At 63.1% G+C, this 20,287-nt stretch carries 19 protein-coding genes; 4 read left to right on the top strand and 15 right to left on the bottom strand.

Annotation, left to right across the window (positions count from 1 at the left end; all coding sequences use genetic code 11):
• Positions 1 to 274, top strand: a 274-nt coding sequence (locus tag PQ627_RS19380; RefSeq protein ID WP_274262970.1) for an HNH endonuclease, incomplete at its 5' end; no start/stop codon positions are given.
• Between the two features lie 26 nt (positions 275 to 300).
• On the opposite strand, the gene PQ627_RS19375 is transcribed toward PQ627_RS19380, so the two are convergent.
• The 3 genes from PQ627_RS19375 to PQ627_RS19365 all read right to left on the bottom strand — a co-directional run bounded on the left by PQ627_RS19375 (position 301) and on the right by PQ627_RS19365 (position 3,610).
• Positions 301 to 1,326 carry a Gfo/Idh/MocA family oxidoreductase gene (locus PQ627_RS19375; RefSeq protein ID WP_274262969.1) on the bottom strand — a complete coding sequence of 342 codons (1,026 nt, stop codon included), beginning with the start codon at positions 1,324 to 1,326 and terminating at the stop codon, positions 301 to 303.
• 80 nt (positions 1,327 to 1,406) lie between these two features.
• Entirely contained in the window at positions 1,407 to 2,426 is a 1,020-nt protein-coding gene (locus PQ627_RS19370) for a sugar phosphate isomerase/epimerase family protein (protein ID WP_274262968.1), read from the bottom strand.
• Positions 2,423 to 3,610, bottom strand: coding sequence for a Gfo/Idh/MocA family protein (locus tag PQ627_RS19365; protein WP_274262967.1), 1,188 nt, complete (start codon positions 3,608 to 3,610; stop codon positions 2,423 to 2,425). Before PQ627_RS19365 ends, PQ627_RS19370 begins: the two co-directional genes overlap by 4 nt.
• 158 nt (positions 3,611 to 3,768) lie before the next feature.
• Here PQ627_RS19365 and PQ627_RS19360 point away from each other — a divergent pair, with 158 nt between their 5' ends.
• The gene (locus PQ627_RS19360; RefSeq protein WP_274262966.1) at positions 3,769 to 4,788 is read left to right on the top strand and encodes a LacI family DNA-binding transcriptional regulator; all 1,020 of its coding nucleotides are present in this window, start codon (positions 3,769 to 3,771) and stop codon (positions 4,786 to 4,788) included.
• Positions 4,789 to 4,857: 69 nt separating this feature from the next.
• On the opposite strand, the gene PQ627_RS19355 is transcribed toward PQ627_RS19360, so the two are convergent.
• The 3 genes from PQ627_RS19355 to PQ627_RS19345 all read right to left on the bottom strand — a co-directional run bounded on the left by PQ627_RS19355 (position 4,858) and on the right by PQ627_RS19345 (position 7,909).
• The gene (locus PQ627_RS19355) at positions 4,858 to 5,784 is read right to left on the bottom strand and encodes an ATP-binding cassette domain-containing protein (RefSeq protein ID WP_274262965.1); all 927 of its coding nucleotides are present in this window, start codon (positions 5,782 to 5,784) and stop codon (positions 4,858 to 4,860) included.
• A gap of 12 nt (positions 5,785 to 5,796) precedes the next feature.
• Positions 5,797 to 6,849 (bottom strand): ABC transporter permease, encoded by a 1,053-nt coding sequence (locus tag PQ627_RS19350; RefSeq protein WP_144662642.1) that lies wholly within the window; start codon positions 6,847 to 6,849, stop codon positions 5,797 to 5,799.
• Between the two features lie 64 nt (positions 6,850 to 6,913).
• Positions 6,914 to 7,909 (bottom strand): substrate-binding domain-containing protein, encoded by a 996-nt coding sequence (locus tag PQ627_RS19345; RefSeq protein WP_144662643.1) that lies wholly within the window; start codon positions 7,907 to 7,909, stop codon positions 6,914 to 6,916.
• Between the two features lie 317 nt (positions 7,910 to 8,226).
• On the opposite strand from PQ627_RS19345, the gene PQ627_RS19340 reads away from it, so the two are divergent.
• Both PQ627_RS19340 and iolB read left to right on the top strand, forming a co-directional pair.
• Positions 8,227 to 8,967: a GntR family transcriptional regulator gene (locus PQ627_RS19340; RefSeq protein WP_274262971.1), complete on the top strand. Its 741-nt coding sequence runs from the start codon at positions 8,227 to 8,229 to the stop codon at positions 8,965 to 8,967.
• A gap of 16 nt (positions 8,968 to 8,983) precedes the next feature.
• Complete coding sequence (gene iolB, locus PQ627_RS19335) at positions 8,984 to 9,877, top strand: 5-deoxy-glucuronate isomerase (protein WP_274262964.1); 894 nt, start codon at positions 8,984 to 8,986, stop codon at positions 9,875 to 9,877.
• 53 nt (positions 9,878 to 9,930) lie between these two features.
• On the opposite strand, the gene PQ627_RS19330 is transcribed toward iolB, so the two are convergent.
• The 9 genes from PQ627_RS19330 to sucD form a co-directional block, all read right to left on the bottom strand.
• Complete coding sequence (locus PQ627_RS19330) at positions 9,931 to 10,803, bottom strand: sugar phosphate isomerase/epimerase family protein (protein ID WP_274262963.1); 873 nt, start codon at positions 10,801 to 10,803, stop codon at positions 9,931 to 9,933.
• A 10-nt stretch (positions 10,804 to 10,813) separates the two neighbouring features.
• Entirely contained in the window at positions 10,814 to 11,827 is a 1,014-nt protein-coding gene (locus tag PQ627_RS19325; RefSeq protein ID WP_274262962.1) for a Gfo/Idh/MocA family protein, read from the bottom strand.
• Between the two features lie 34 nt (positions 11,828 to 11,861).
• The gene (locus PQ627_RS19320; protein WP_274262961.1) at positions 11,862 to 12,779 is read right to left on the bottom strand and encodes a sugar phosphate isomerase/epimerase family protein; all 918 of its coding nucleotides are present in this window, start codon (positions 12,777 to 12,779) and stop codon (positions 11,862 to 11,864) included.
• 27 nt (positions 12,780 to 12,806) lie between these two features.
• Positions 12,807 to 14,318, bottom strand: coding sequence for a CoA-acylating methylmalonate-semialdehyde dehydrogenase (locus PQ627_RS19315; RefSeq protein WP_274262960.1), 1,512 nt, complete (start codon positions 14,316 to 14,318; stop codon positions 12,807 to 12,809).
• Between the two features lie 44 nt (positions 14,319 to 14,362).
• Complete coding sequence (gene iolD, locus PQ627_RS19310) at positions 14,363 to 16,288, bottom strand: 3D-(3,5/4)-trihydroxycyclohexane-1,2-dione acylhydrolase (decyclizing) (RefSeq protein WP_274262959.1); 1,926 nt, start codon at positions 16,286 to 16,288, stop codon at positions 14,363 to 14,365.
• A gap of 24 nt (positions 16,289 to 16,312) precedes the next feature.
• On the bottom strand, positions 16,313 to 17,275 hold the full coding sequence (locus PQ627_RS19305) for a Cgl0159 family (beta/alpha)8-fold protein (protein WP_144662650.1): 963 nt from the start codon (positions 17,273 to 17,275) through the stop codon (positions 16,313 to 16,315).
• Complete coding sequence (iolC, locus tag PQ627_RS19300; protein ID WP_262277603.1) at positions 17,272 to 18,291, bottom strand: 5-dehydro-2-deoxygluconokinase; 1,020 nt, start codon at positions 18,289 to 18,291, stop codon at positions 17,272 to 17,274. The genes PQ627_RS19305 and iolC overlap by 4 nt, the downstream gene beginning before the upstream one ends.
• A gap of 156 nt (positions 18,292 to 18,447) precedes the next feature.
• A complete protein-coding gene (locus PQ627_RS19295; RefSeq protein WP_274262958.1) occupies positions 18,448 to 18,852 on the bottom strand; it encodes a tautomerase family protein in 405 nt (134 codons plus the stop codon).
• Positions 18,853 to 19,375: 523 nt separating this feature from the next.
• A complete protein-coding gene (sucD, locus tag PQ627_RS19290) occupies positions 19,376 to 20,278 on the bottom strand; it encodes a succinate--CoA ligase subunit alpha (protein WP_144662653.1) in 903 nt (300 codons plus the stop codon).
• Positions 20,279 to 20,287: the final 9 nt, after the last annotated feature.

The following is a 20,287-nucleotide window of genomic DNA, read 5'->3' as shown; positions in this document are numbered from 1 at the left end:
AGGCTGCGCCTTCCCCGACTGCACCATCCCAGCCCCCTGGTGCGAAGCCCACCACATCACCTACTGGTCACACGGCGGCACCACAGGAACAGAAAACGGCACCCTCCTCTGCTCACACCACCACCACCTCATCCACAAAGAGCAATGGCACATCAACATGAAAACCGGCACACCCTGGTTCATCCCCCCACCCCACATCGACCCCCACCAAACACCCCGCCGCAACCACCACCACACGGTGTTTACCGGACAGTCTCCACCGCTCAGAACATGAGCAAGGGCATAGGGAGCACGGAGCGACTAGGCAGAGACCCTGACCGGCAAACCTGTTTCCAGGGACTCCTGTGCTGCATCAGCTACCTTGGATGCGGCCACTGCGTCCTCGGGAGTGCAAGGGTTTTTTCGTTGCCCAAGCACGAGTTCCACGAACGCCGCCATCTCGGACCGGTATGCCTGATCGAAGCGCTCAGCGAAGGTGGCATGCGCCGTTCCGGAGGGAAACACCACTCCCGGCTCAGCAGAACGCATGGCCATCTGCTGGTCCATGCCCACCAGGACCGAGCGTTCGGAACCCTGGAGTTCCAGCCTGACATCGTGCCCGGCCCCGTTGTATCGGCTGGCTGAGACCGTGCCTACCGTGCCGTCGTCGAACGTCACAACCGCCAAAGCGGTATCAACGTCGCCCACCTCGCCGATCGCCGGGTCGCCATTATTGGAACCCTTGGCGTAGACCTCAACGATTTCCTTGCCGGTGAGCCAGCGGAGGATGTCGAAGTCGTGGACGGAACAGTCGCGGAACAGACCACCCGAGGTAGCAAGGAATTCGACCGGGGGCGGGGTCATGTCGCAGGTGACGGCCCTGACTGAATGGATCCACCCGAGTTCTCCGGCTTCGTAGGCGCGTTTGGCCTCAAGGTAGCCCGCATCGAAGCGGCGCTGATGCCCGATCTGCACTACTCCGCTCTTTTCGCGGATGTAGTCCAGGACTGGAAGCGATTCCGCCACGTTCACGGCTACTGGCTTTTCGCAGAACACGGGGATACCGGCATCCACTCCAGCCCTGATGAGGTCGGGGTGCGTTGCTGTACCCGTAGCTATAACCAGGCCGTCCACCCCGGAGGCGATCAGTTCCTCCACAGAGCCTAGGAACTCCGCACCGAGGCTTTCCGCCACGGAGCGCGCGTGCTTCTCCGCGACGTCCGTCAGCCTTAGCCGCACCTGCACTCCGTCCTGTGCCATCGTGGCATTGAGCGCGCTGATGTTGTTGGCGTGCATCACGCCGATCCGGCCCACGCCCACCAGGCCGAGGGTCACTACGTTCGTCATTTCTGTCTCCGTCACTGCAGCAGAAGTTGGTTTCTTGGGAAAATTCCTGATGCGACACTAAAGCTTGTCAGTTTGTCCTGTCAAACATTCGCACTCAACGACGCCTCGAGAGCCGCGTCCGCCTCGCGCAATACCTTCGCCGCAACCTCAAGACCCTCGATCCGGCCAAGGGATACATCCTCGTGTTCGATGTTGACCAGCATGTCCGGATCCACGTCGTGAAGCGCGCGGAGGAACTCGGTCCAATAGGAGGTGTCGTGGCCGCGTCCCAGGGCAACAAAGTCCCAGGCTGAGTTCTTCGGCCATTCGTTGGCCCATTCGTCTCCGCCAAGGTTGGTCCGGTTCTCCTCGGGTGACAACCGCCTGAAGCTGTTGTCCAGGACCCCATACAAAGCAGCGTTGCCCGTGTTCACGCGAACGTCCTTCGCGGCAGCCTGGAACACCAGCGACCCAAGTTCCCGGACCACAGCCACCGGGTCCATTTGCTGCCAGAACAGGTGCGAGGCATCCAGCTCCACGCCCACATGCGTGGCGCCCGTGAGTTCGATGAGCCTGTAGACATCGGCCGTGTTGAACACGATGTTCTGCGGGTGCAACTCCAGGGCCACTTTTACCCCGTGATCGGCGGCCAGCCGGTCGGTTTCCTTCCAGAATTCCGCCGCCACACCCCACTGATAGTCCAGTACGTCCAGTGCCGCAGAGTTCCAGGCGTTGACTACCCAGTTCACCACCGTGGCGCCGGGTTCGCCGGCGGGCAGTCCAGACATGGTCACGACGCGATCCTGCCCCAGCCTGCGGGCCAGTCGGATGGAGCGGCGGATGTCTTCGGCATGCCTCTCACCGATCTCCCGACGCGGATGCAGGGGGTTTCCATTGCAGTTCAAGCCGGCGATAGAGACCCCAGTGCCTTCGAAGAGGCCCAGGTAATCGTCCCTGGCAGCATCCGACACCAGGATGTCGTCCATAGTGGGCACATGCACCGCCGGAAGGAACCCTCCGGTATTGATTTCGATTCCAGTCAGCCCCAGGTCAGCAATGACCTTCAAGGCCTCCGGCAAGGACCGGTCATGCAGGATGGCGTTGTAGACACCGAGTTTCATAGTGTGATCTTCTTTCCGTTGTTGAGGGCGGACTCGGCAACAGCACCGAGGAGTTCCATGTTGCGAACGCCCTCGTCGAAGGTTGCACAGCGAGGCAGTGACTCCGCTTCGGGCAGCCCTGCGACTTCTTCGAGGAACGCCCGGGCCTGGTAGCCGAAGGCATCGTTCTGGCCGAAACCCACTTCCGGGGCGTCCATGGCAAGGCCTCCCGAAATGTAAGGGTGCCCTGGGCCCAGAATGACTTGCCGGTAGCCGTTCTGCAGGCCCGCTTCGTCATTCAGGAACAACTGGATCTCAGAAGGGCGGCGCTGGTCGAATTTGGCGCCGCCGTTCTCGCAGAACACCTCGAACTGCAGGCTGTTCGCATGCCCTGCGGCAACACGTGAGACCTCAAAGCTGCCCGCTCCGCTGGCGAACCCGGCATTGAAGGCCGCGTAGTCATCATTTTCCACGGCTTCAAAGGTGTCGGACACGGCCACGTGGTCGTGTCCCATCACGGCACTCAGTGGCAGCGGGCGCTTGTCGATCGAGGTGACCAGACGACCTCCACTGACGGATTGGATGTCGCCGCACAGGAATTCAGAGATATAGGTCAGATGGCTTCCGACATCGGCGAGCGCACCGGAGCCCGGCCCACCCTTGTAGCGCCAGCTCATGGGAGCGGCGGGGCTGACGCCATAGTCCGTCCAATAGCGGCCGCTGAAGTGCAGGACGTTGCCCAGGGTTCCATTGCGGATGAGATCCCGGATGTAGGCAATGCCAGGGGTCCGTCGGAACGTGAATCCGATACGGGCCAAGGTCCCCCGGGCTTCGGCGGACCGGGCAGCATCAGCCATGGCCTGCGCGTCGGCGATGGTGTCACTGAGCGGCTTCTCACACAGAACATGCTTGCCGGCAGCCAACAGCCCTTCAACCACTTCGCGGTGGAGTGAGTTGGCGATGACCACGCTGACCACGTCGATGTCGTCAGCCTCCGCAATGGCCTGCCAGGAGGTGTCGTTGCGTTCGTATCCGAAGCGCCGCGCGGCCAAGGAGCCGAATTCGGCATTTACATCCGCGATCGACACGAGGCGCAATGGTGGCAGTACGGGGCTGTAGAGGGCAGAGGCCGCACGGTAGGCGGCAGCGTGGGCCTTTCCGGCCATGCCTGCGCCGATGACGGCGACGCCGAGGCTTTCAGCCATTGATTTCTCCTTTGAAATGTCGCCGCAGCGTGAGCACTGTCCGGCAATTTTGTAGCGCTACAATTTTGCGCTTGGATCGATCGTAGCCATGTCCATATGTCCTGTCAATGTTCCAGAGGTTATCCTCGAAAGCAGGAACGAAAGGCAACGAAGATCCCTTGAAAAGCCCCGAAACGCACAACAGCCCCCTGGGCAAGAGGCCCACCCTCTACGACGTCGCCTCACACGCCGGTGTCTCGCCGTCGTTGGTTTCCCTCTACCTCAAGGCCCCCGAAAGGATCAGCGAAAAGCGCCGGGGAGCCGTGCAAAAAGCGATCTCCGACCTCGGCTACCGCCCCAGCCGCGCCGCAACCACTCTTGCCAGCAGCCGCACCAAAAGCATCGGCCTGGTCATCGACGACTACCGGAACCCGTGGTTCGTCGACCTCCTGCGCGGCATGGAATCGATCTTGTCCGACCTCGGCTACCAGGTGATGCTCGCCGACTCCCGCCCTGGCGAGAACCGCATCAAGGAAGCCACCGACGGGCTACTGGCCATGCACGTGGACGCTTTGACGCTCGCCGCCGAGCCCAGCGACGCCATGCTGTCCGGAATCCGGGTGCCCACGGTGGTGGCCGGGTGGCGCAACGGCGTTCCGGATGGCGCGGACCTGATCACCAACGACGACGACGGCGGGGGCACCCTGGCCGCGAATCACCTGTTGGAGTTGGGTCATCTCCGCATCGGTCACCTCTCAGGTTCCGACGGCGCCTCCGCACACCGCCGGGCCGGTTTCCTGCGCGCGGTGGAGACGGCCGGCGTCGAACCTGTGATCAGCCAGTCACCTGGCACGTCGGAAGAGGACGGCTATCAGGCAGCCATCCGACTCCTGGACAGCCACCCGGAGACAACCGCGATCTTCGCAGCCAACGACACCATGGCGGTCGGCGCGTTCGCCGCGCTCAAGGCGCGCGGTCTCTCAGTTCCGAACGATGTATCGGTGATCGGCTACGACAACTCGCCCCTGGCGAAGTCGCGTTATCTGGACCTCACCTCAATAGACAATCGAAGCGACCTCGTGGGCGTGGCTACCGCCCGCAGGCTGCTGGCAAGGATCGGGGATCCCGCCCTCCAACCCGAGCAGACGCTGATCGAACCTGCATTGGTGCTGCGCAGAACCACATCCATTCGAGGCTGAAAACCTGGGCTGGATACGGCTCTGCCCGGAGCCACTGAGGGGCTCCGGGCAGAGATCCACGAAGAAAGCCTAGTGGCGCTTTGAGCTTGCCTCCGGGGCAGCGTCTGCGACGTCCGCGACCTCGGCTTTGACTTCCTCCAATGCAGCCGAGTGTCCGCCCAGCTGCTCCAGCTCATGGGCCAACTCGGCCAACTCCGCGCCGCCGGCCATCTGCGCCGTCAGCTCATCGAGGCTGATGTCCTTCTTGTCGTAGTAACCGATCGATTTGCCGCGCTTGAGCAGCAGGAACCGGTCACCGACGGGATAGGCGTGGTGCGGATTGTGGGTAATGAAGATGACGCCCAGGCCCCGGTCGCGCGCCTGCAGGATGTAGCGAAGGACGACGCCGGACTGCTTGACTCCCAGCGCGGCCGTCGGTTCGTCGAGGATCAGGACCTTGGCGCCGAAGTACACTGCACGGGCGATGGCGACGCACTGGCGTTCACCGCCGGAGAGCTGGCCGATGGGCTGCTCCACATCGCGCAGGTCGATGCCCATGTCAGCAAGTTCCTTCTTGGTGATGTCCTTCATCTTTTGGACATCCATGCTCTTGAACGGGCCGAAACCGCTGGTCAGCTCCGAACCGAGGAAGAAGTTCCGCCAGATGGGCATCAACGGGACCACGGCGAGGTCCTGGTAAACGGTGGCAATGCCGGCGTCGAGGGCGTCCCTGGGTGAGTTGAACTTCCTGGCATCCCCCATCACGTTCAACGTGCCCTCATCGTGCTGGTGGAGTCCGGCGATGATCTTGATCAGGGTGGACTTGCCGGCACCGTTGTCGCCGAGGACACAGGTGACTCGGCCATTGTCCACGGCCATGGTCACGTCCCGCAGGGCGATGATGTTGCCATAGTGCTTGCCTACACCATCGAGTGAGAGCAGATGCACTGGTGTGTGCGTCAAGGGGTCCTTCTCGTCTTTCAGCAGGGTCTGCTGGTCGATCTGTTGTGCGTTCATGGTTCCGGCCCCTTACTTCAGCTCTGCCCGGCGTTTGACGATGAGGTTGACGATGGTTGCCAGCAGGAGCATCAAGCCCAGGAAGAACTTGAACCAGTCCGGGTTCCATTGTGCGTACACAATGCCCTTGTTGGCCATGCCGAAGATGAAGGCGCCGATAGCGCCGCCTACTGCTGAGCCGTAGCCGCCGGTCAGGAGGCAGCCACCGATGACCGCCGCAATGATGTAAAGGAACTCGTTGCCCACACCTTCACCGGACTGCACGGCATCGAAGGCGAAGAGATTGTGCATGCCCAGGATCCAGCCGCAGAAACCCACAGCCATGAACAGGCCGATCTTGGTTTTGGTGACGGGGACACCTACTGCGCGGGCAGCATTGGCATCGCCGCCCACGGCGAAGATCCAGTTGCCGACGCGGGTGCGCAGCAGTACCCAGGAAGCAACCAGGACCAAGACAATCCAGAAGAACACCGTGATCTTCACTTCCACGCCGCCAATGCTGATGGAGGAGGCGAAAACCGCACGCGCCGATTCGAAGCCATCAAGCTTGGAGATGGACGGGGAAGAGACACTGCCACCGATGAGTCGGGTCAATGCCAGATTGAGACCGGTCAGCATCAGGAAGGTCGCCAGCGTGACAATGAAGCTGGGGAGCTTGGTCTTGACCAGGATCCAGCCGTTGATGAAACCAATGCCCAGCGAGACCACCAGGGCCAAAGCAACGCCCACCCAGGCGTTCAGGGAGAAGTTCCAGCTGAAGAGCGAGGCCGTCAGCGCGGACGAGATCACGGCGACGCCGGTGGAGAGGTCGAACTCGCCGCCGATCATCAGCAGCGAAACACCGACCGCCATGATGCCGATGGTCGAGGAGCCGTACAGGACGGTAGCCAGTGCATTTGGCTGGGTGAACGTCTGCGAGACGGAGGCGAAGAAGATGAACAGGACCACGGCACCTACGAGGGCACCGACCTCGGGCCTGGCGAGGAATTTTTGGAAGGGGTTGCGTCGGCCTACCCGTTCATCACCAGGCGATGTCGCCGGCGGCAGGGTTGCTGTGTTTGCCATGGGAGTGACTCCTTGTTGTCCAGGCTGCGCGGCGGCCATCCGCCGCGCAGCCTGATGCCGGGATCTAGCGAACGCCCTGCTGGGCGAACTTGAGGACGTCGGAAGCGTTGGACTTGTCCACGATGGTGGGACCGGTCAGGACGGGCTGGCCGCCGCCGATCTTGAAGCCTCCGCGCTTTGCCTGCCACAGGGAATCAACGGACATGTAGCCTTGGAGCCACGGCTGCTGGTCGACGGTGAAGATCACCGCTCCGTCCACGATCTTCTGCGCGAGGTCGGCGTTGAGGTCGAAGCTGGCTACCTTGGCGGAGCTTCCGGCATCGGAAACCGACTTGAGCAAGGTCAGCGTGATCGGAGCACCGAGTCCGATGATCACGTCGGCGTCCTTGGCCGCCTGGAGCTTGGCAGTTGCCGTGGACTGCACCGCGGTCATGTCCTTGCCGTCAACGTAGAGGATCTCAGTGGCGGGAACCTTGGCCTTCACGCCGGCGCAACGGGCTTCCAGGCCCACGTGACCCTGCTGTTGGATGACGCACACGGGGTGCTTGTAGCCTTCGGCCGCAAGCCGGGTACCAACGGCTTCGCCAGCGAGTTGTTCGTTGGAACCGAAGTGGGTGAAGGCACCGAGTTGGGCCGAGACTGATTCACCGGCGTTGAGGCTCACTACGGGAATGCCTGCATCGGTGGCCTTCTTCAGGACATCCTTCAACGCATCCGGAGTAGCCAGGGTCAGTGCGATGCCATCCACCTTCTGGTCAATGGCCTGCTGGACCAGCTGCGCCTGTCGACCGGCCTCGGGATCACTGGTGTAAAGGAGCTCCACGTTGTCCTTGGCGGATGCTTCCTCCGCACCCTTGCGGACGATGTCCCAGAACGTGTCTCCTGCAGCAGCATGCGTAATCAGGGCAACTTTGATGCGGTCGGTGCTGGCCACTTGGCCTGCAGCTGCTCCCCCGCCGGCATCCGCCGGCTTGCCGCCCTGGCTCGAGCAGGCGCTCAGTGCCACCAAGGGAACCACTGCAGCGACGACCGCCGCTTTGCGCCATGAGAATTTTGCCACCGTTATCTCCTTTGATTTCAGGTTGAGGGGTCCGGAGACTCGTATCCGGATCTCCCCACTACTCAGATCATGGTGACTGACCTCACACTTTGTCAATAGTTTGTCCTGACATTAGGATGTTTTTACGTACTCCCCTCGTGTAGATACCCGCAAGCGACCTGCCCGGACCCCCATCCTTGACGGCCGCGACCCTGCTGCTATTATCAGAAAAAGGCAGTATGTCCTATCAAGCGAACATGAGCGGACATAGCTTCCATCCGGCAGAGGAGCCGCATCCTGCTTCCTCGTCGGCTTCAGCAGGCGTCCAGGAGGAACCAGTGACGAACCAACTCAGTCTCAGCATCGATCGTTCGTCCCCGGTACCCCTTTACCACCAGGTAGTACAGGGCATCGAGGCCGCCATCCACAGCGGTGTGCTGGAACCCGGCAGCCGTTTGGATAACGAAATTGACCTCGCAGCGCAGCTCAATCTGTCCCGGCCAACCATGCGCAAAGCAATGGACGAGCTGGTCCGGGCGGGACTGCTGGTCCGCAAACGCGGCGTGGGCACTCAGGTAGTAGCCAGCCAGGTCCGCCGCCCGCTGGAACTCTCCAGCCTCTTCGACGACCTCAGCAACAACGGCAAAAAGCCCACCACCGAGGTCCTCAGCTTCTCCCACATCGAGGCCGACGCCGCAACGCTCACCGCCCTCCAACTGCCTGCCGGGTCAAAGGTCTACCACTTCACACGACTACGCAAGGTGGGCGGGAAGCCCTTGGCCCTCATGGAAAACTGGGTCCGGGACGACATCACCAGCATGGATGAAGCCCAGCTCACCAGCGAAGGCCTCTACGCCATCCTGCGGCGCGGCGGCGTCAACTTCCGGCTCGCTTCCCAACGCATCGGCGCCATGATCGCCAACGACTACCAGGCGCCCCTCCTCGAGGCCGAGGTCGGCTCCGCCCTGGTCACCATGGAACGCACCGCGGTTGACGACACCGGACGCATGGTGGAAACCGGGCACCACGTCTACCGCGCTGACTCCTACAGCTTTGAAATGACACTCGTACAGCGCTAACGCAAGGACTCTACTTATGGCCAACTGGGTTTACCCGCTGGGGACCGCCAACGACGGTAAATGGGACATCTCCCTCGGCACCTCCGATTCCAGCCTCGCCGTCGACGGCTGGGCCCACACGGGACTGAAGGCCGCGACGCTCGCCGCGGGTGCCGCCGTCGAGCTTCCTGCCGCTCCGGAGGAGCGCATCGTGGTGCCGCTGAGCGGCTCCTTTACATTGACGGTCGACGGCGGGACGTACAGTCTGGCCGGTCGGCAGTCCGTTTTCCACGGGCCGAGCGATGTCCTTTACACCGGAATCGACAAGGCCGTCACCATCAGCTCGAACGACGGCGGCAGGGTCGCCATCGCGATTGCGCCCGCCAAGGCGTCGTACCCGACCCGGCTGATCACGGCAGCCGAAACCCCGGTCGAACTGCGCGGCGCGGGCAACTGCTCCCGTCAGGTCCACAACTTCGGCACACCCGCAGCACTGGAAGCCGACCGTTTCATCGTCTGCGAAGTGATCACCCCGGCCGGCAACTGGTCCTCCTACCCTCCCCACAAGCACGACGAGGAGAAGGACGGTGAAACCAGCCTGGAGGAGATCTACTACTTCGAAACCCGTGTGGCTCCCGGCTCCCCGGCCCCGGAGGAAACCGACGCGATCGGCTACGCCCGGGTGTACGCCTCCGACGAGCGTCCCATCGACGTCTCCGCCGAAGTCCGTACCGGAGACGTGGTCCTGGTCCCCTACGGCTGGCACGGCCCCGCCATGGCAGCCCCCGGCTACGACCTCTACTACCTCAACGTCATGGCCGGCCCCGGACGCGTCCGTGACTGGCTCATCAGCGACGACCCGCACCACGGCTGGATTCGCCAGACCTGGGAAGGCCAGGACGTGGATGCCCGACTGCCGTTCACGGCCTGATTCCGAATACCAAGAAAGCCCCTGTGGATTCACAGGGGCTTTCTTGATGTCTACTATCTGGCCTGGGCGATGTAGTCCGTCATCGTCTTGAGCTGGTAGCGGGAGACTTCCTCGGCGTTCTCGTCCTCGGCAAACACAGAAGAAACCATCACTGTGTTCGCTTTGTCGAGGAACCCGATCTCCTTAAGTCCGCCAAAGAACTCGTTCCAGTTGACGTCGCCATCGCCGATCTTCAGGTGCTGGTGGACCCGCACCGCGTTACCGGGCGGGTTGGTGATGTAGCGCAGGCCGTGCGAGGCATGGTGGTTCATGGTGTCCGAGACATGCACCAGGCGCAGCTTGTCTCCGGCGGCACGCATGATCTCCAGCGGCTTGTTGCCCATATGGAAGGTATGCGAGGCAACGTAGACCATGCCGATGTTCGGAGAGTTTACGCCACGGATCACCCGCAGGGCAGCCAGACCGTCTTCCACGAAGTCATCCGGATGCGGGTCGATCAGCACATCCAGACCCTCCCGCTCAATGATGGGCAGGAGTTCCTCCATGGAACGGTAGAAAGCCCGCTCGGACTCCTCGGCCTTCTCCGGACGGCCGCTGAACTCGGTGTTCATCGTCTGCACGCCCAGGTCCACGGCAATCTGGATGGCACGCTTCCAATAACGGACCGCGGCTTCCCGGGCGTCCTCATCCGGCCCCGACCAGCGCAGGACAGGCAACACAGAAGCGATCTCGACGCCGGCGTCCTTGCACGCGGCCTTCAGCTTGCCCACCAGCTCATCGTCGGCCTTGGGGTGGTTGAAGAACGGAATGAGGTCAGCGTGCGGGGTCATCTGCAGGTACTTGTAACCGAGGTCGGCCGCGACCCGGGGAAACTCCAGCAGGCTGTGACTGTGGTGGAAAGGAGTGGGATCAAGTGCGATTTTCATGCCGATGCCCCTACTTGTAGAGATCCGGCTTGGTGTTCAACTGGACCTTGACCTTCTCACCGGATTTCTGCGCCTCGACGCCGGCCTCGCAGCACGCCGCTGTGGCGTAGCCGTCCCAGGCTGTCGGGCCGCCGATTTCGCCGCGAAGTGCCGCATCCACCCAGGCCTGCACCTCGACGTCGTACGCTGCACCAAAACGGTCCTCGAAACCGGGGGTGACGGTGCCGCCCCACTTGCCCGCGGTCTGGATGTAGGGACCCGAGTCACCGCCGATGCTCACGATGCCGTCCTCGAAGGACGCCTGCGTGGCCACCTGGTAGCCGAACTTTGCGTTGACGTAGATTTCGACGTCGGCCAGCACACCGGACTCGGTTTCGAGCAACACGTGCTGGGGGTCGTGCTGGCCATTCGGGGCGTTGCGGGTTGGCTTCCCCAGGCGGACCTGCACCGAGGTGATCTCCTCACCCGTGAAGTAGCGGATGGCATCGAACTCGTGGACCACGGAGTCGTTGATCAGCATCTCGTTGGTGAAGCCCTCAGGTGTGCTGGGGTTGCGGTGCTGGTGGTGCAGCATCAACAGCTCCCCCAATTCGCTGTTGCGGATGATGGAACCCAAAGCCGAGTACTCGGCGTCGAAACGGCGCATGAAGCCGACCTGGATGCGCTTGTGGCCCAAAGCCTGCTCAGCCTGAACCACCTTCCAGGCGCTCTCGGCGTCCGGCGTCAGCGGTTTCTCGCACAGGATCGGAAAGTCCTTTTCCAGCGCCTTGTAGAGGATTTCCTCATGGAGGAAGCCGGGGGTCGCAATCAGGACGGCGTTTACGTCGCCGTTGTTGAGTGCCTCGTCGGCACTTGCCAGCGCCACGGCGCCGTCAATACCTTCGACGGCGGCCTGCGCGCGGGCAAGGTCGACGTCGACGACGGCGGCTACTTCAGCGCCGTGGATGCGCGTGCTGAGACGCTTGATGTGGTCGGCACCCATGCGGCCTGCGCCGATGACGGCAACGCGGAGAGTCTTGGTCACTGTATCTATCCTTCGAAAAGTCGGGGTGGTCTGGCTACTGGACCCGCGTACGCGAGCCGCAGGAAAGCAAGTAGTTGCGGGTGCGCTTGGCAATGGGCATCGGCACGTCGAACGCTACCGGGTACATGTCCTGCTCCACGATGCCGAAAATGGGCCGGTTAAGCCCTTCCACGGCTTCGATGACCGCGCGCAGATCCGGAAGACCGTTCGGCGGCTCGGTCATGACACCGGCCAGGTTGGCGGCGGCCCACGTCATGTTCTTCTCGTTGACTTCAGCCAGGACCTCTGGATTGATCTGCTTCAGGTGCAGGTAGCCGATGCGGTCCGGGTAGTTCTTGATGAGTTCCAGGCTGGAAGCCCCGCAGTACTCGGCGTGGCCCGTATCCAAGCAAAGGTTCAGGTACTCGGGGTCCGTGGCCGCGAGGAGGGTCTCGATGTCCTTCTGGGCACCGACGTGGGAATCGGCGTGGGAGTGGAACTGCTGGTGCAGGCCGAAGTCCTCCAAGAGGACCTTGCCCATGCGGTTGTGGCCGGCGAAGAGGTCCGCCCACTGCTCATCGCTGAGCTCCCCGTTTTCCACGGCCTCGCCAGTGACGTCGTCGCGCCACATGGCCGGAATGACCACGATGTGCTCGCCGCCCATTGCCGCCGTGAGTTCCGCTACCTTGCGGGCGGGCTCCCAGGCTTCGTCGTACTGCGTGGCGCCGCGGTGGAACGCGGTGAAGACTGTCCCGGCGGTGACCTTGAGATCGCGCTGCTTGAGTTCTTCCGCCAGACGGGTGGGGTCGTTCGGGAGGTAGCCGTAGGGGCCGAGCTCGATCCATTTGTAGCCGGACTCGGCAACTTCGTCCAGGAACCGCTCCCACGGTGTCTGCTTGGGGTCGTCCGCGAACCACACGCCCCAGGAATCGGGTGCGGTGCCAATGATGAGCTTGTTCTCGACATCAGTCATGACAGCGTTGTCTTTCTCTGCAGCGGTTCAGTTGGAGGGGAAGTTGTAGGAGGCGCCGGAGGCGTGGTGGGTCTCGGGCCAGCGGGAGGTGATGACCTTGCCGCGGGTGTAGAAGGAAACGCCTTCGGGGCCGTAGATGTGCTTGTCGCCGAAGAGGGAGGCCTTCCATCCGCCGAAGGAGTGGTAGGCCACCGGGACCGGGAGGGGAACGTTGATGCCGATCATGCCAACGGTCACCGAGCGCTGGAATTTCCGTGCCGCAGCACCGGAGGAGGTGAAGATCGCGGTGCCGTTGCCGTAGGGGTTGGAGTTGATCAGCGCGATGCCCTCTTCCAGGGTGTCGACGCGGACCACTACCAGGACTGGGCCGAAGATCTCCTCCTGGTAAGCGGTCATTTCGGTTTTGACGTGGTCGATCACGGTGGGACCTACCCAGAAGCCTTCTTCGTGGCCCGGGACGACGAGGTCGCGGCCGTCCACCACCATGGCAGCACCTGCGGCTTCTGCTTCGGTGACGATCTTGACGATGCGTTCCTTCGAGGCCGGGGTGATCACCGGGCCCATTTCAGCGCCGGGTTCGGTGCCGTTGTTGACCTTCACGGCCAGGGCACGTTCTTCGACCTTCTTGACCAGCAAGTCAGCAGCGTCCCCGACGGCGACAGCAACAGAAATTGCCATGCACCGCTCACCGGCGGAGCCGAACGCGGCGGCGGCGAGGTGGTCGGCGGCGTTGTCCAGGTCGGCATCAGGAAGCACGATCGCGTGGTTCTTCGCCCCGCCCAACGCCTGGACACGCTTGCCGTGCTTGGTGGCGGTCTCGTGGACGTACTGGGCGATCGGGGTGGAGCCAACAAAGCTGATGCCGTCCACATCCGGGTGGGTCAGAAGGCCGTCGACGGTTTCCTTGCCGCCGTGAAGGACCTGGAACACGCCATCGGGCAGGCCCGCTTCCTGCCAGAGCTTTGCCAGCAGCAGCGACGGGGACGGGTCCCGCTCCGAGGGCTTGAGGATGAACGCGTTACCGGTGGCAATGGCCATCGGGGCCATCCACAACGGCACCATCACCGGGAAGTTGAACGGCGTAATACCGGCCACCACACCGAGCGGTTCCCGGAAGGAGAAGACATCGATGCCGGTGGAAACCTGGTCCGAGTAGTCACCCTTGAGCAAGGACGGAATGCCGCAGGCGAACTCGATGACTTCCAAGCCACGGCCGATCTCGCCCTTGGCGTCGGAGAGGACCTTGCCGTGCTCGGCGGTGATCAGCTCGGCGAGTTCATCGACGTGCGCTGCGACGAGTTCGCGGAACTTGAACAACACCGCAGTGCGCTTGGCCAGGGAAATGTCACCCCAGGAATCAGCGGCCTTGCGGGCAGCGGCCACCGTGGTGTCCAAGTCGTTCTGGTTGGCCAGGCGCAGCTCTGCGGTGACCTGCCCGGTGGCCGGGTTGTACACCGGCTGGGTGCGGTCGCCTTCACCGGCGGACTCGGCGCCGTTGATGAAGTGGTTGATGGTGGTCAAAATGGTCGTCGTCGACATCTGCGGACTTCCTCGTCTAATTTCTTGTGGCGGGGTCTTGGGATTCAGCCGAGCAGCTTACGCTGGCGGCTCTTGTGGTCTGTGTACGTTTTGTAGGCCTGCTGCGTGGATTCCAGCTCCGACACCGCTGAGACGGGAACGTCCCACCAAGACTCAGAACTGGGAGCATCCAGCAAAGGATCGGACTCGACGTGGATCACGATCGGGCCGGTTTCCGGAGCTGCCTTGGCTTCCTTGATCGCAGCGCCGAGGGACTCGATCACGTTCTCGCCCGGTTCGATCCGGATAACCTTTGCGCCCAGTGATTCGGCGTTGGTGGCGAGGTCGATGGGCAGGTGTTCACCGGCGTCGAAACTGTGCTGTTCCTTGTCCAGGACGCGGTACTGGGTCCCGAAGCGCTGCGAGCCGAGGGATTCCGAAAGCGAGCCGATGGAGGCGTAACCGTGGTTCTGGATCAGGACCACGATCAGTTTGATGCGTTCGGCGACGGCGGTGACCAGTTCGGTGTGCATCATCAGGTAGGAGCCGTCCCCGACCATGACCACCACGTCCCTGTCCACGCCCCCAGCGGCGGCTTCGGCCAGCGCTGCACGCTTTACGCCCAGGCCGCCGGGGATTTCGTAGCCCATGCAGGAGTAGGCGTACTCCACGTGGTAACCGAAGGGGTCCCGCACACGCCACATCTTGTGCAGGTCGCCCGGGAGCGAACCTGCCGCGCAGATGACGACGTCGTGGTCGTCCATCGCCTTGTTTGTGGCGCCGATGATCTCGTTCTGCGCCGGCAACGGCGTGAAGCGGGTTTCGAAGGCCTCGTCCACGACCGCGTTCCAGCGCTTCTTCTCCGCCGCGATTTTCTCTTCGAGGTCCGCGCCGACCCGATAGCCGCCCAAGGCCTTGTTCAGCTTCACCAAGGCCTTGCGGGCATCAGCGACGATCGGCAGGGTGGTGCCGTGCTTGTACGCGTCGATTGCCGCGACGTTGATGTTCACGAACTTCACGTCCGGGTTCTGGAACGCGGTCCGGGACGCAGTGGTGAAGTCCTCGTAGCGGGTGCCGATGCCGATTATCAGGTCCGCCTCGGCAGCGATGGCGTTGGCCGCCGTCGTGCCGGTTGAACCAATGGCACCGAGGGAGAACTGGTGGTCCCACGGAAGGACGCCGACGCCCGCCTGGGTATTGCCTACCGGGATGCCGGTAAGCTCTGCAAACTTTGCCAGTTCCTCGTTGGCGTAGGCATAAAGCACACCGCCGCCGGCGATGATCAGCGGGCGCTTCGCGGCGCGGATTGCCTCGACGGCACGGCGGATGTCCTCATCCTCGGCTTCGGGGCGTCGGATCCGCCACTCGCGCTCGGCCAGGAACTCTTCGGGCACCTCGAACGCCTCGGCCTGGACGTCCTGCGGCAGCGAGATGGTCACGGCACCGGTCTCGGCCGGGTCCGTCAGTACGCGCAGGCCGTGGTGGAAAGCCGAGAACAGCTGCTCCGGCCGGGAGACGCGGTCGAAGAACTTCGAGAGCGGACGGAAGGCATCGTTGACCGTGATGTCATACGCGTAGGGGAGCTCCAGCTGCTGCAACACGGGGTCGGCGGCGCGCGTGGCGAAGGTATCCGAAGGCAGCAGCAGGACGGGCAGCCGGTTGGTGGTGGCCAAGGCCGCGCCCGTCAACAGGTTCGAGGAACCCGGACCGATCGATGTACTGATAGCAAACGTCTGGCGGCGGCGCGTGTGCCGGGCGTACCCCACGGCCTGATGCACCTGGGCCTGCTCATTACGTCCCTGGTAGTACGGCATGATGGTCGGATCCGCGGCTTGGTACTGCTTCAATGCCTGGCCCACTCCGGCCACATTGCCGTGTCCGAAAATACCGAACGTTCCCGGAATCAAGCGCTCACGGTAATCAACACCGGCAACAGAGTCCACGGTGTACTGCTTGGACAAGAACTCGACCACGGCCTGCGCCACGGTCATCCGACGGGTTGCTCCCACTGGTCTCTACTCCGATACTTTCACGGGAATACGGTCTGACGAGCTGAGCCCGGAAGCATCAGCCGCCCCGGGCGAAGTGTTGTTCAGCAGCGAGGCGGCCGTCGCTACGGCACCGGCGACATCGCCGTCGTGCGGGTACAGCAGGGTGCGCCCCACCGTGAGGCCCTGGACGCCGGGGAGGGCGAGGGCCGCCTGCCAGGAAGCGAACACTTCGTCCTGGCTGCCGTCCGGGTCGCCGCCGAGCAGCACGGTGGGCAGGGTGGTGGAGGCCATGACGCGCTCCATCTCGGCAACTACCGGCAGTTTCATCCAGGTGTAGGCACTGGTGGATCCCAGGCCCTCGGCAATGCCGACGGACTTGATGACGGCGTCGGCGCGGAGGTCGTTACGGACCTTGCCGTGCGAATCACGGACCGAAAGGAAGGGTTCAACCATGGCGATGAGCTTCCGTTCGGCCAGCGAATCGATGGCCTTGGCTGTGGCCTCAAGGGTGGCAACGGTGTCCGGGTCGCCCAGGCAGATACGGGTCAGCATTTTGCCGCCGTCAGCGCCCAGTGCCTCGAGCGCGGCTGCGGTGTGGCCGGTGAAGCGGTCGTCGAACTCGTTGACCAGGCCGGCGAGGCCGCCACGGTTCATGGAACCGAACACCAGCTTGCCTTCGAGGGCCCCGAGGAGCAGGAGGTCGTCCATGATGTCCGGCGAGGCCAGGATGCCGTCAACGGCGGGGTTGGCCAAGGCGATCTGCAGGCGGTCCAAGAGGTCGCGGCGATCGGCCATCGCCATCGGCTCGGAGCCAACGGCAAGAGCCCCCCGTGCCGGATGGTCGGCGGCGACTATGAAGTTCTGCACCCCATGCTTCAGGCCGGGATGACGACGGCGGGTGGCAGCTGCGCGGGCCACGGCCTCCGGGTCCTCAAGCCGGATACGGCTCAAGTGTTCATAGCGGCGGGGGTCATCGTTGAGGCTCAACGCACTGCTCCTTCTGCAATGGGGGCTTCTGCGGGGGTTCCGCCCGGGACCGGACGTCCGCGTTCGGCCAGCAGCGAGGTGACCTCCTCCGGCGTCGGCATCGCATCCGCGCAAGAGAGGCGGGAGGCGACGATGGCACCGGAGGCGTTCGCGTAATCCAGGACTTCGGAGAGCGGCCAGCCGGAGAGCAGTCCGTGGCAGAAGGCACCCCCGAAGGAGTCACCGGCGCCCAGTCCGTTGACGGTTTCCACCGGTACCGGCGCCGAAACCACACGTTCCGTGCGGGTCTTGGCCATGACGCCTTCCGCGCCGAGTTTCACCACGGCGATTTCGACGCCGGCGGCCAGCAAGCGGTCTGCCTGCTCGTCAGGCGTCCCCTCCCCTACGGCCACGGCGCATTCCTTGTCATTGCCGATCGCTACCGTGACGTGCGGGAGGATCTTGGCCACCTCTGCACGGGCCTCTTCTTCGGAGGTCCAGAACATGGGGCGGTAGTCCAGGTCGAGAATGGTGAACTGGCCATTCTTGAGCCCGGTCCGGGGGCGGGCCTGGTGCGCCGCGATATGTGCACTGCGGCTCGGCTCCTGGCACAGGCCTGTGACGGTGGACCAGAAGATGCCGGCCTCCCGGATGGCATCCAGGTCCAGCTCTTCGGCCTTGATCTGCAGGTCAGGCGCGGTGGGAAAGCGGCCGTAGAAGTACAGCGGGAATTCGTCCGTGGCGGGCTTGATCGCGCAAAACGTCACCGCAGTCGGGTACTGGGCTACCGGCGAGACGAAAGAGTCGTCAACGTTGAACTTGTGCAGTTCGCGGTGCAGGTACTTTCCGAAGGCGTCGTCGCCGGTACGGGTGATGACGCCGGTACGGCGGCCATGGCGGGCGGCAGCAACGGCAACGTTGGAAGGCGAACCTCCGAGGTATTTGCCGAAGGACGTCACGTCCTCCAGGTCCACTCCGATGTCGTTCGGGTAGATATCAACGCTGATGCGCCCGATCGTGAGCAGTTCGTGGGTCACGGTGATCGTTGACCTTTCTCTTGTGAACTCTTTGAGCGCTGGGCCCCAATGCCTTGCCACCCCTCAGTGAGCGGGGCCACATGACTACTTTGCACCAGATCGCATGTCCTGTCAAAGGTTTGTACTGACATATTTACAACATGACACAGCCCGGCTTTATTTGCGCGGAACAGCCAGCTCACCGGTGACATACTGGCTGCGGCCGAAACCAAATGACCAGTCGCCGGCAGTGTTCTCCACGTAGCCCACGAAGACATCTTCGCCGGCCACGCCCACCCCAGCGAGACTCGTTGCAATGGCTTCGAAAAGCGAACTCTTGGCCATCTGGCTACGGCCCTCCTGGGTGAAGATCTGGATCATCACCACGCCGGATGTCCGCTCGAATCCAAGCCCGGCATCCTGCGCAATGATCTGCCCCTGGGGATGCTCGGTGAGGATGTGGAAGTAGTCGCGCTCGGGAATTCCATACTCGGCGACAATCGCGTCATGGATGGCGCGGCTGACGGCGGTCAGCTCTTCGGGTGAACGGCCTTGGTTGACGTCGATTCGAACAAGCGGCATTGCAGAACCTTTCTCGGAAGTTTGTCCTAACATACTAACAAAGTTGTCTGATTCTGGATACAGCAAAAGCACGCCGGAAGCTCTCGACGGGACTTGCTCGAGCGTTGCGAGGCCCACTCTGCGCCCGAGAACACCCGAATAGCCCGCACAGCAGGCCCTACAACAGGCCTACCCCTTTGTGAGGCCCACTCTGCGCCCCAAATCCTTAGCAGGGCCCACAACGCCAGGGTTCCCTGGCCGAGTTTGCGAGGCTAGAGAGGCGGGATGCATAGCGGGCCTCACAACACGCCAACCCACCTTGCGAGGCCCACTCTGCGCCCCAAAACACCCGAATAGCCCGCACAGCAGGCCCCACAACAGGCCAACCCACATTGCGCGGCCCACTCTGCCCCCCGCACAGGAATAGCCCGCACAACGGCGCCCACAACGTGGGATTAAGTACACGGGGGCTTAAAGTACGACGGCGGCCCGGCGCCTTCCGTGGGGAAGGCACCGGGCCGCCGTCGTACTGCTTGGTGGAGCTTTAGAGCGCTGCGTAAACCTCGCGCAGCAGCGTCGCGGTCTCGGACGGCGTCTTGCCGACCTTCACGCCTGCAGCCTCAAGGGCTTCCTTCTTGGCCTGGGCGGTACCGGCGGAGCCGGAGACGATGGCGCCGGCGTGGCCCATGGTCTTGCCTTCAGGAGCCGTGAAGCCTGCCACGTAGCCGACAACCGGCTTGGTGACGTTGGCCTTGATGAAGTCGGCTGCACGCTCTTCAGCGTCGCCACCGATTTCACCGATCATGACGATGGCCTTGGTCTCCGGGTCGGCTTCGAACGCGGCCAGGGCGTCGATGTGCGTGGTGCCGATGATGGGGTCGCCACCGATGCCGATCGCGGTGGAGAAACCGAGGTCGCGGAGTTCGTACATCATCTGGTAGGTCAAGGTACCGGACTTGGACACGAGGCCGATGGGACCCTTGCCCGTGATGTTTGCCGGGGTGATGCCAACCAGGGCTTCGCCCGGGGTGATGATGCCGGGGCAGTTCGGTCCGATGATGCGGGTGATCTGCTTGCCGTCAGCGTCCACCTTGGACTGGGCCAGGGCCCAGAATTCGGCGGAGTCCTGAACCGGAACACCTTCCGTGATGACCACTACGAGGCCAATGCCGGCTTCGATGGCTTCAACGACGGCGTCCTTGGTGAATGCCGGCGGAACGAAGACGATGGAGACGTCTGCGCCGGTTTCAGCGATGGCTTCCTTGACGGTGCCGAAGACGTTGATTTCCTTGTCGCCGTGCAGGACCGTGGTACCGGCCTTGCGGGCGTTCACGCCGCCAACAATGTTGGTGCCGGCCTTGAGCATCAGCGCGGTGTGCTTGGTGCCTTCGCCGCCCGTGATGCCCTGAACGATGACCTTGGAGTCTTTGTTGAGGTAGATAGACATTCTCGCGTC

It is taken from the genome of Paenarthrobacter sp. AB444 (assembly GCF_028736865.1).
Taxonomy (GTDB): domain Bacteria; phylum Actinomycetota; class Actinomycetes; order Actinomycetales; family Micrococcaceae; genus Arthrobacter; species Arthrobacter nicotinovorans_B.
The sequence above is the reverse complement of the archived record's forward strand: the minus strand, read 5'-3'. Positions and strand labels throughout refer to the sequence as shown.

Bases quoted from the DNA above. Each gene is read 5' to 3' on its own strand.
- PQ627_RS19315 (WP_274262960.1), bottom strand. From the start codon at position 14,318: ATGTCGACGACGACCATTTTGACCACCATCAACCACTTCATCAACGGC.
- PQ627_RS19355 (WP_274262965.1), bottom strand. From the start codon at position 5,784: ATGAACGCACAACAGATCGACCAGCAGACCCTGCTGAAAGACGAGAAG.
- PQ627_RS19365 (WP_274262967.1), bottom strand. From the start codon at position 3,610: ATGGCTGAAAGCCTCGGCGTCGCCGTCATCGGCGCAGGCATGGCCGGA.
- sucD (WP_144662653.1), bottom strand. From the start codon at position 20,278: ATGTCTATCTACCTCAACAAAGACTCCAAGGTCATCGTTCAGGGCATC.
- PQ627_RS19330 (WP_274262963.1), bottom strand. From the start codon at position 10,803: ATGAAAATCGCACTTGATCCCACTCCTTTCCACCACAGTCACAGCCTG.
- PQ627_RS19295 (WP_274262958.1), bottom strand. From the start codon at position 18,852: ATGCCGCTTGTTCGAATCGACGTCAACCAAGGCCGTTCACCCGAAGAG.
- PQ627_RS19370 (WP_274262968.1), bottom strand. From the start codon at position 2,426: ATGAAACTCGGTGTCTACAACGCCATCCTGCATGACCGGTCCTTGCCG.
- PQ627_RS19350 (WP_144662642.1), bottom strand. From the start codon at position 6,849: ATGGCAAACACAGCAACCCTGCCGCCGGCGACATCGCCTGGTGATGAA.
- iolB (WP_274262964.1), top strand. From the start codon at position 8,984: ATGGCCAACTGGGTTTACCCGCTGGGGACCGCCAACGACGGTAAATGG.
- PQ627_RS19375 (WP_274262969.1), bottom strand. From the start codon at position 1,326: ATGACGAACGTAGTGACCCTCGGCCTGGTGGGCGTGGGCCGGATCGGC.
- PQ627_RS19320 (WP_274262961.1), bottom strand. From the start codon at position 12,779: ATGACTGATGTCGAGAACAAGCTCATCATTGGCACCGCACCCGATTCC.
- iolD (WP_274262959.1), bottom strand. From the start codon at position 16,288: ATGACCGTGGCGCAGGCCGTGGTCGAGTTCTTGTCCAAGCAGTACACC.